The sequence below is a fragment of the Pseudomonas sp. FG98 genome (assembly GCF_057808595.1).
The window spans coordinates 1-9,218 of record NZ_JBMDIJ010000138.1; the positions used below are offsets into that span (position 1 = coordinate 1).

Here is a 9,218-nt window from a genome sequence, read left to right on the forward strand (position 1 = left end):
CAGGGCCCAGACCAGGCCGTCCAGGCCGCGCCAGCGACTGAGGCTGCGCCACAGGACGAGGTCGGCGGGATCGGGATCGCTACGCAGGCTGCCGGCCCACAACAGCACGGTGCGCTCGCCAACCAGCCAGCGCTGTTCGGTGAGGCCCGGGGCGATGGCTTCGATTTGGTCGGGTTCGCCGGCGACCAGCAGCAGGCGGGTCTTGCGGCGCCAGAAGGGGCCGTAGAGGCTGCGCAGGGTTTCCACCAGTTTGACCCTGGGTTCGACCGGCTTTTTCGGCGGCGGTGGCGGCGGTGCCACCGGGTTGTGATCGACCAGCCGGCGCACGCCGTCATGCAAGGTCTGCCAGATCAGCAGCACCATGATGAACAGCAGGGTCCAGGCCAGCCCGGCCACTAGCAGCAGTTCCTGCCAGGGCGTGCGTTGCGGGTCGGAAAAGTGCCAGCCCGCCGCAACCACGGCGACGATCACCGCCAGGGCGGCGGCCAGCAGCAGTACGGTGTGCAGGGGCGAGAATCTCGGAGTTTCAGCAGGTTGGGTCATCAGGTGTCACCACTCCCAGGGCCAGGGTGCATGAAGGGTCGCTGGCCAGCCAGGCGCTGGGCATTGCGTTGAGTTGGGCATGGGCGGCGGCCAGGCTCAGGGCCACCGCTGCCTCCAGTTGTTGCAGTTCGCCGAAGTTGAGTGCCGGCGCGGCTGGCAGCGGGTTCCAGCCGAGGTCGGCCAGGGCCGGGGAAAAGCTCGCGCAGGCCTGTGCCGGCGCGTCCAGATGGCACTGGCGCAAGGCACGCTCGGCCACCTCGGGCAAGGCGTCGCCGTCGGCGACGAAGGCTTCGCCACGGGCGATGCGCACGCCACCGCTTTTGCCCAGCAGCCAGAGCAACGCCGCCTCGCCGCCGGGCAGCGTGCTGTCCTTGCGCCGCGCCAGCGATTCGCAGCCGGCGCAGAGCACCAGGGCGTCACCCTCAACCTGATGCAGGGCGTCGATCACCTCGTCCAGGCTGTCCAGGCCCTTCCACGGTCGCGGCTGGTCGGGCAGCACGACGTTGAAGCGTCGCCCTGTCTCCTCGGCAAACACCTGCCAGGCCTCGGCCGAGCCCTGCCAATAGCAGTGCAGCAAGGGCGCGATGAACGGCTCGCGGCGCTGTGCCTGCAACTGCACCGCCAGCAGTCGCGCCAACTGCCGCTCGCGCCGGGCCTGGCCCTTGCCCAGCACCTGGGTCGAGCGCAACACCTGGCCGCCCTCCTCGGTCGTGGTCTGAGGCGGCTTGCGCTCGGCCTCGAACAGCCCGGCGCGGTCGTCGGGCTGGCTGCAGGCCGGGCCGATCAGCACCATCTCCAGCAGCGCGGCCTGTTGTCGATGGTGGTTCCACCAGCGGGTTTCGACCTTTGCCACAGCATCGGCGTAGCACGCGGCGTTATGCCGGTTGAAGCGGAACGCCAGTACCCGCAGCAGCAGCGCCAGCAACCACAACATCAGGGCCAGGGCGCCGAGCGCTGGCAGCCAGTCTTCCAGCCACGGGCGCAGCAGCACACCGGCACAACCGACCAGGGCCAGCACCACCAGCCCGCCGACCATCCAGCGCAGGTACTGTGGCGGCGGGCGCAGCGGCCAGGCAGCGAAATGCGGCGCCGGCTTCATGGTTCCACCAGGGTGTCGGGCATGGAACTGACCAGGGAACAACCGCAATTGCAGCGATGGCCATGCAGGGCCACGGGCAGGTCATCCATGGTCATCAGGTCGCTGCCTTCGGCGATGGCGGTCAGGCCATGCAGGTTGCAGCGCACCCGGTCGCCTTCGCAGGCAACGGGCTTGCCGTCGCAGTCATAGCGGCCCTGGAGGACTTCGCCGCCGTAGGGGTGCAGGGTATCGCCGAGACGGATCAGGGGTTTCATAGGGAGGCTCCTTGTGCCGAGGCACGGTTGGGGGTGGCCGGGCAGGATTGCGGTTCCGGCAGGTTCAGCGGTGTCTTGATCGGGTAGTCGGGGTGGCCATAGCCGTAGCAGGACGTCGCCACCTGGATTTCATCGCAAGGGAGGAAATGCACGGTCATGCCGCAGGTGGAGTGGTCGGTATAGGCAGGCACGGATACCTGTTTACTGTGATGGCGAGTTTGAGCGTCTATTTTCTCTACCCATTCCAGGTATTTCGGCCAATCGCCAAACCCTGGTGACGGGTCGTAAGCAACGCCTGTAGTCCAATCGACGCGCACCGTCATACCGGGTTGCCATTTCCCAGACACGCTGTAATGTCCGCCACCGCCAGTCTGCCAAGGCCCGATGACGTCCAGTCCGGTGCGTCCATCGACACTGAACCGGTTGATCGCCCAGTGGGTATGGTTGACCCCTTCGAGAATCCCGGCCTGAGCAACTGGCATGCACAACGCGGCAGTCACTCCACACACCGCCGCCAGGATTGAAGCTGTGCAGGTCTTCATCGTGCGGCTCCTTGTGCGGGCTCGTGATCAACAGCCGGGCATGCCTGTGGCTCCGGCAGTTCCAGCGGGATCTTGATCGGGTAGTCGGGGTGGCCATAGCCGTAGCAGGAGGTCGTCACCTGGATTTCATCGCAAGGAAGGAAATGCACGGTCATGCCGCAGGTGGAGTGGTCGGTGTACTCAGGGACGGGAACCAGTCGCGTGTGCCGGCGTTTTTGGGCCAGGATCTCTCGCTCCCAGGCCAGGAACTTTTCCCAGTCGGCTGTACCGGGAAAGCCAGCAGAGCTGAATACTCCAGTTTCCCAATCGACTCGCACCGTCATACCGGGTTGCCATTTCCCGGGCACGCTGTAATACCCGCCGCCGCCAGTCTGCCAAGGCCCGATGACGTCCAGTCCGGAGCGTCCATCGACACTGAACCGGTTGATCGCCCAGTGGGTATGGTTGACCCCTTCGAGAATCCCGGCTTTTGCCTGGCTCGTGGCGGACAGGCCCGATATGCCGAAGAGGACTGTCAGTACCAGCGGGCGGACCAGGTTTCCGGGGCGAATCTTCGCCCTCCCTCCGTTATCAGGCCGAAGCATCGTTCACCTCCGCCTGCCCGGCCTGGAAACGCGCCCAGTCGGCATCGACCTGGTCCAGCGCCCGGGAGAGGCGCTCGGCTTCTTCCTCTTCGGAGCGGATACCCTGCACAGAGCCATCCTGCCCGAACATTTCGCCATAACGTTCCTCGAACCCCGCCAGCATCCGCCTGTGGGTGGTCCCGAAGAACACCACGCGCTCACCGAAGTAGCCGCCCAGCGGCTCGCGCCCGAACAAGCTGTAGAGAAACCAGGCGCGGGAGTCGTGGATCTGGTCATCGAACAAGGCGCGCAGCAGGCCTTCCGGTTTATTGGCGTTCAGGTGCTCGTGAACTTCGCCCCGTTGCTTCGGGCTGGTGTGGTTAGCGCTGCCACGGGGCGGCGGAAACAGGCGGCTGACACGCTCACGTCCCAGGCGGTAGATGTACTGGCGCTCCATGCGCTCGACAGCCCTGGAGTAGCTGGCGACCAGAACGCTAAAGGACGGATGCATACCAACGATGCGCAGCACCTGATCGATGGCCCAGGGCTCCAGACGCTCCGTGCGATAGGTCTTGGCGAACTCCTCGGCGGCTTCACGCAACTGGGTCTGGCCCATGTCCGGATCGAAATCCTTGACCCCTGGTTCCAACGCCCTGCGCGGCAGGCCTTCGCGCTTCTCCCTGGCTCGTTGCTCGTCCCGGCGTTTTTCCACTTCCTTCTGCTTCTGGTTACGCCGGTCCTCGGCGGCGTCGCGCTTGTCTTCAGGGGCTTCCGTGTCGCTGGCGGCGAGGTAGAAAGGTTGGGTCAACAGGGTGGAGAAGGCATAGCGATCGATGCGCCAGGCGGTGATCCAGCCGAGCTGGTCGCGCAGGACGGCTTCCACCGTTCTGTCGGACGGGATGGGTTGGTAGGTTTCGATTTGCTCTAACGGGAGAGGTTCTGGGGTTGAGGCAAGGTCTAAGGTTGCTTGGCGCCAGGCGTTAAAACGCTTGACTAGCTCTGGAGCGACAATAAACCCCAATAACACATCGGACGCCATGGCTCGCCACGACTGCGATTTCAATTCCTGCGGAACCACGTGATTTGGCACTTTCAACGGTGCCCCATTAGCAAACGCATCCGCATATAGTTCATTCAATGCAATCTGCGATAACAGAAGACGGTCATTCTCGCCAACTGCCTTCCCCTGATCCCCCGGCGGATACCCTCCCCCCTGATCCGAATGCACCCCTGGGTGTACCACCTCCACGGAATTCTCCGGATAACCACCATCCTCACGCCGGATGGAGCCCAGCGGAAAACTCAGGCGCTGCTCATGACTGGCCACGATATGCAGGCAGCGCTTGACCAGTCGGCTGCGCGGCAGTTCCTGGGTATCGTCGGCCCAGGCCATATGTCCGTCGGCCCCTGGGACCGAATCGGCAAAGCCGACCGAGGCAACGGTGTCGAGCAACCCGAGATACTGCACTTCGACCGGTAGCCGGAGGTCGCCAAACACCAGCACCGGCGCCGAGTCGACATCCTCCAGCAGGCGATCCAGCCAACTGACGAAGGCCCGGGCCGTCGCCGCACCACGGGAAAAGCCGTAGACATACAAGCGGATGCCCAGCAATCGCGAGCGCCCGGGTTGGCCGGCGGCCATGGCCTGGCGCAGGGGCTTTTCCAACGCGGCTAGCTGCTTGTCCAGTTCACGCCTGCGGTTCCACCTGCCTTGCAGTTTCTGGACACCGGGAAACCAGTCGGTGCCCATGGCACTGACCGAGCGAAACCGCTCCTGGTCGCTTTGACGAGGCAAACCAAGGGCGCTGCGCAGGGCATCGATGACCATCAGCAGTCCCCAGTTGACCCGTTCCTCGCCCCACCTGGCAAACGCCAGCCCCCACATGGTGAAATCGAGGTCGTTGACCTCGGGGAACGAAGTCCCCACCCCGGGGATGTAGTACTTGAAATACTGGCCGCGACCAGTCCCCGGCGGATCGGTCAGGCCCCCGGAAAGTGGACTGTGGGAGGTTCCCCCGGCGTAGCCACTGCCGATGGTTGCCCGGAACAGACGGCCGATATTGGTCGGGCTTGGCGTGCTGGCCAGATACAGGTCGTGATTGAGGTTGTTGCCGGTACCGTCGAAGAACAGGCTGATATGCAGGGTCTTGCAGCATGGCGGCGCCACGCGATGGCCGGACGCCAGGCTCAGGGCATCCTGATAGTCCTGCTCCTGCTCACGCTGGATATTCAGGTTGGCGTAGATTTGTTCCGGCCGGCTTGGCAGCCGTCCTTGCAAGGGAAATTGTGGCGGATAGCAAACAGTGGCGACGGTCACATCGGACATGACTTAGGCTCCGGCAATTGCAAAGGGGTTGTGATTGGATATCCAGGGCGGCCATACCCATGGCAGGAGGTAGTGACCTGGACGTCATCGCAAGGCAGGAAATGAACGGTGATGCCGCAAACGTCCTGACCGTTGTAGTCAGGTACCGACACCACTTTGCTGTGCTGCCGCGTTTGTGAATCGACCTCTTCGAGCCATGCAAGGTATCTGGGGCGATCGGCAAAGCCCGGAAAGCCGTCGGCGTAAGCAACACCGGTTTCCCAGTCAATGCGTACCGTCATCCCGGGAGACCATCTCGCCGGCATGCTGAAGTGCCCCCCACCACCACTTTGCCAAGGCCCGATGATGTCGAGCGCTGAACGCCCATCGACACTGAACCTGTTGATCGCCCAGTGGGTATGGTTCACGCCCTCGATAATCCCGGCCTGGGCGAGCGGCACGAACAAGGCGCCGACCACTCCGAAAAGGCTCGCGAGGCTTCCTCGAATCAGGGTTTTCATCGCGAGCCCCCTTCTACCGACGTCACTTCGACCAGCGGGCACGACTGCGGCCTGGGCAACTCCAGCGCGGTCTTGATCGGATAGTCAGGACTGCCATAGCCATGGCAGGAGGTGGTGACCTGGACTTCATCGCAAGGCAGGAAGTGAACGGTGATGCCGCAAACGTCGGTTCCCGTGTAATCGGGAACGGCGACGGCTTTGCTGAGTTGCCTGTTCTGCGCCTTGATCTGCGCAATCCAAGCGTCATACGCCTGGGGGTTTTCAAAACCGGGAAAACCATCGGGGTATGCGATACCCGTCTCCCACGCAATGGTTACCGTCATCCCGGAAGACCATCTCGCCGGCATGCTGAAGTGCCCGCCACCACCACTTTGCCAAGGCCCGATGATGTCGAGCGCTGAACGTCCATCGACACTGAACCTGTTGATCGCCCAGTGGGTATGGTTCACGCCCTCGATAATCCCGGCCTGGGCGAGCGGCACGAACAAGGCGCCGACCACTCCGAAAAGGCTCGCGAGGCTTCCTCGAATCAGGGTTTTCATCGCGAGCCCCCTTCTACCGACGTCACTTCGACCAGCGGGCACGACTGCGGCCTGGGCAACTCCAGCGCGGTCTTGATCGGATAGTCAGGACTGCCATAGCCATGGCAGGAGGTGGTGACCTGGACGTCATCGCAAGGCAGGAAATGAACGGTGATGCCGCACACGTCGGCTCCCGTGTAATCGGGAACGGCGATGACTTTGCTGTGCTGACGCTTCTGAGCTTCGGCTTTTGCCACCCATGCCCGGTACTTTTCACGATCCGCAAACCCAGGAAAACCCGCTGAGCTGCCAATACCGGTTTCCCAATCAATGCGTACCGTCATCCCGGGCTGCCATTTCCCGGGCACGCTGTAGTATCCGCCGCCGCCAGTCTGCCAAGGCCCGATGACATCCAGTGCGGTGCGTCCATCGACACTGAGCCTATTGATCGCCCAGTGGGTATGGTTCACACCCTCGATGATCCCGGCCTGGGCGAGCGGCACGAGCAAGGCGCCGACCACTCCGAAAAGGCTCGCGAGGCTTCCTCGAATCAGTTTTTTCATCGCGAGTCCCCTTCTACCGAAGTCACTTCGGCCAGCGGACAGGACTGCGGCTTGGGCAACTCCAGCGCGGTCTTGATCGGATAGTCGGGGCTGCCATAGCCATGGCACGAGGTGGTGACCTGGATCTCGTCGCACGGCAGGAAGTGCACAGTCAGCCCGCAAGTGGCCTGTCCCCTGTAGTCGGGGACGGGAACGTCGCGGGAGTGCCGGCGTTTTTCCGCGTTGACCTGACGTTTCCACTCCAGGTAGCGAGGCCAGTCGGCAAAACTGGGAATGTGCTCCGAGTAAGCGATGCCGGTTTCCCATGCGACGCGTACGGTCATGCCGGGTTGCCATTGCCCGGGCACGCTGTAATGCCCACCGCCGCCGCTCTGCCAGGGGCCGATACTGTCCAGCCCTGAACGGCCGTCGACACTGAAGCGGTTGATCGCCCAGTGGGTATGGTTGATCCCTTCGAGAATCCCGGCCTGCACGGCGGGACCGTATAACACCGCTGCCAGCCCGCAACAGGCTGCGAACCGTGAAATGGCCGCACGCCCTGGTGGCCTTTGCGATTCAGTGCGCATGCTTTTTGCCTCCTTCCACTTCGCCCCGGATCCGCTCCAGCACGAAGGCAATCCGCTTGGTACCCGCCATCAAACCGGCCTCGTCGGCTTCCAGCATCGCCCTGTAGCAGGCCTGGAAGCGTTGCTCCGGGCTCCATTGCGCCGGTAGCTGGCCCGCGATGTGGGTCAGTGCGCGGCTGGCATCGCTGGCACAACCGAGCCGGTGCAGTTGGGGATCGTCGAGTTCGAAAGGCTGAAACAGATCAGGGCCTGCCGCAGAGGCGGCTGCGCCCCGCAAGTAGCCGGGCTGGCCATCGCGGTCGAGCCAGCTCCAGCACAGCGCCGGGTGCAACAACTGCTGTTGCTGCTGCGGATCGAGGACATGGCTGAACAGCAGCGGAAACAGGCGCGGGTCGTAAAAGCGCAGGACCCCGACGGCTCCGCCGTTGGCGGCTTCGAGGCACTGCTGCAGGTAGCCGGCCAGGCGCTCGAAAGGCCATTTGGACACCAGCGCCAGCAGCCGTGAGTCCATGGCGAAGGTGTCGACCAGTTCCTCCAGCCAGAAGCGGTGCAGCGGCTGGGCCAGTTCGATCCGCACCAGCAACGGGCCGAGGTGGGCGATGCCACTCTCGGGCATGTCCTCGAACAACAGTTGAAAGGAGATCGCCGGCTCGAACTGGCGAAGCCCCTCCAGCAACCGCTCCTGGCAACCGGCCTGGTCAATCAGCAAGTCCAGATGAGGGCTGTCCAGTTGCGTACAGAAATGATCGAGCAGTCGCAGCCAGCGTTCCGTTTGCACTTCACTCATACCTGAGCCTCCCTTTGTGCCAGGCCGATCAGGTCTTCCCTGGCCTTTTCCATGCACTCCTCACACACCGCCCCCGGCAACTCCGACGTCGGCAGAATCGGCAATTCGAAACTCTCCCCCGCCGGCCGCCTGAGCCGGTGCTGCCCCTTGAGCTCCAGCAACCCCGGCGACTGGATCAGCACCTCGCCCTCCGGCGTCAGGCGAATGCTTGCCCCGCCGCAACCGAGGGTGATGCCGTTCTTGGCGATGATCTGCACATGGCCTTGCACCGATTGCACGTCGATGTCCTGCTGGGCGATGAGCTTGAGCAGGTCGCCGTGGGATTCGATTTCCAGCGGGCCCTTGCCCGAGACCAGGCGCATGCCTTGCTGGCGGGCCAGCAGGGAGATGTCGTGTTCGGCGTGGGCGAACAGGCGCTGGGCGGTGCCGAGGTTGAGTTCGCCCTGGCTTTGCAGGTAGGTGGATTCGCCGCTTTGCAGTAGCAGGCTGGCCGGGGTGACGGCGGCGACGCCCTTGGGCGCGCTGAGGAGGATGGCCGGGTCCTGCAGGGCGCCGGTGCTGGCCTTGAGTTGCTGCAAATCGGCGAGGTTCGCTTGCAGGCTGTGGTGCTCGGCGCTGACCTTGCGCCAGTCCTCGACCTGCCGTTCGGCCTTGTCGAGTTGCTCGATGGCAGGCTCCATGGCGAGCACCTCGCCCTCGGCCTTGGGCTGGACATCGGCACTGATGAACAGGCCCTTCCCCGCCCTGAGCACGCCCCAGTGATCGCTGCGCAGCTCGAAGCCTTCACCGCGCTTCTTGCGGTCCTTGCCCACCAGGTGACCGAGATTGAGCTGGCTCTTGCCAGCAAACTCGGTGCTGACCTTGATGTGCTCCTGCCCCTTCTGGTCCTCCATGCGCAGCTTGTTGTTGCTCGGTGTACGCAGCACGTTGCGCGTGTTGTTGTCGCGGGCGACG

The 9,218-nt window shown here is 63.8% G+C and carries 11 protein-coding genes and 1 pseudogene; all 12 read right to left on the bottom strand.

What is annotated here, in order from left to right:
• Positions 1 to 543, bottom strand: a pseudogene (locus ACODSK_RS31485) (hypothetical protein); the annotation flags it as partial.
• On the bottom strand, positions 527 to 1,642 hold the full coding sequence (locus tag ACODSK_RS31490; RefSeq protein WP_489021897.1) for a hypothetical protein: 1,116 nt from the start codon (positions 1,640 to 1,642) through the stop codon (positions 527 to 529). The gene ACODSK_RS31490 and the pseudogene ACODSK_RS31485, both read right to left, overlap by 17 nt.
• Positions 1,639 to 1,896 carry a PAAR domain-containing protein gene (locus ACODSK_RS31495; protein WP_489021899.1) on the bottom strand — a complete coding sequence of 86 codons (258 nt, stop codon included), beginning with the start codon at positions 1,894 to 1,896 and terminating at the stop codon, positions 1,639 to 1,641. Before ACODSK_RS31495 ends, ACODSK_RS31490 begins: the two co-directional genes overlap by 4 nt.
• Positions 1,893 to 2,438, bottom strand: coding sequence for a Tli1a family immunity protein (gene tli1a, locus ACODSK_RS31500; protein WP_489021900.1), 546 nt, complete (start codon positions 2,436 to 2,438; stop codon positions 1,893 to 1,895). The genes ACODSK_RS31495 and tli1a (ACODSK_RS31500) overlap by 4 nt, the downstream gene beginning before the upstream one ends.
• Positions 2,435 to 3,022, bottom strand: a complete 588-nt coding sequence (gene tli1a, locus ACODSK_RS31505; RefSeq protein WP_489021901.1) for a Tli1a family immunity protein — start codon at positions 3,020 to 3,022, stop codon at positions 2,435 to 2,437. Before tli1a (ACODSK_RS31505) ends, tli1a (ACODSK_RS31500) begins: the two co-directional genes overlap by 4 nt.
• A complete protein-coding gene (locus ACODSK_RS31510; RefSeq protein WP_489021903.1) occupies positions 3,009 to 5,327 on the bottom strand; it encodes a T6SS phospholipase effector Tle1-like catalytic domain-containing protein in 2,319 nt (772 codons plus the stop codon). The genes tli1a (ACODSK_RS31505) and ACODSK_RS31510 overlap by 14 nt, the downstream gene beginning before the upstream one ends.
• Complete coding sequence (gene tli1a / locus ACODSK_RS31515) at positions 5,315 to 5,827, bottom strand: Tli1a family immunity protein (protein ID WP_489021904.1); 513 nt, start codon at positions 5,825 to 5,827, stop codon at positions 5,315 to 5,317. The genes ACODSK_RS31510 and tli1a (ACODSK_RS31515) overlap by 13 nt, the downstream gene beginning before the upstream one ends.
• Positions 5,824 to 6,369 carry a Tli1a family immunity protein gene (tli1a, locus tag ACODSK_RS31520; protein WP_489021906.1) on the bottom strand — a complete coding sequence of 182 codons (546 nt, stop codon included), beginning with the start codon at positions 6,367 to 6,369 and terminating at the stop codon, positions 5,824 to 5,826. The genes tli1a (ACODSK_RS31515) and tli1a (ACODSK_RS31520) overlap by 4 nt, the downstream gene beginning before the upstream one ends.
• Entirely contained in the window at positions 6,366 to 6,911 is a 546-nt protein-coding gene (gene tli1a / locus ACODSK_RS31525; RefSeq protein ID WP_489021908.1) for a Tli1a family immunity protein, read from the bottom strand. The genes tli1a (ACODSK_RS31520) and tli1a (ACODSK_RS31525) overlap by 4 nt, the downstream gene beginning before the upstream one ends.
• The gene (gene tli1a, locus ACODSK_RS31530; protein WP_489021910.1) at positions 6,908 to 7,477 is read right to left on the bottom strand and encodes a Tli1a family immunity protein; all 570 of its coding nucleotides are present in this window, start codon (positions 7,475 to 7,477) and stop codon (positions 6,908 to 6,910) included. Before tli1a (ACODSK_RS31530) ends, tli1a (ACODSK_RS31525) begins: the two co-directional genes overlap by 4 nt.
• The gene (gene tla1 / locus ACODSK_RS31535) at positions 7,467 to 8,264 is read right to left on the bottom strand and encodes a toxin Tle1 chaperone Tla1 (RefSeq protein WP_489021912.1); all 798 of its coding nucleotides are present in this window, start codon (positions 8,262 to 8,264) and stop codon (positions 7,467 to 7,469) included. The genes tli1a (ACODSK_RS31530) and tla1 overlap by 11 nt, the downstream gene beginning before the upstream one ends.
• Positions 8,261 to 9,218, bottom strand: a 958-nt coding sequence (locus ACODSK_RS31540; RefSeq protein WP_489021914.1) for a DUF2345 domain-containing protein, incomplete at its 5' end; no start/stop codon positions are given. The genes tla1 and ACODSK_RS31540, both read right to left, overlap by 4 nt.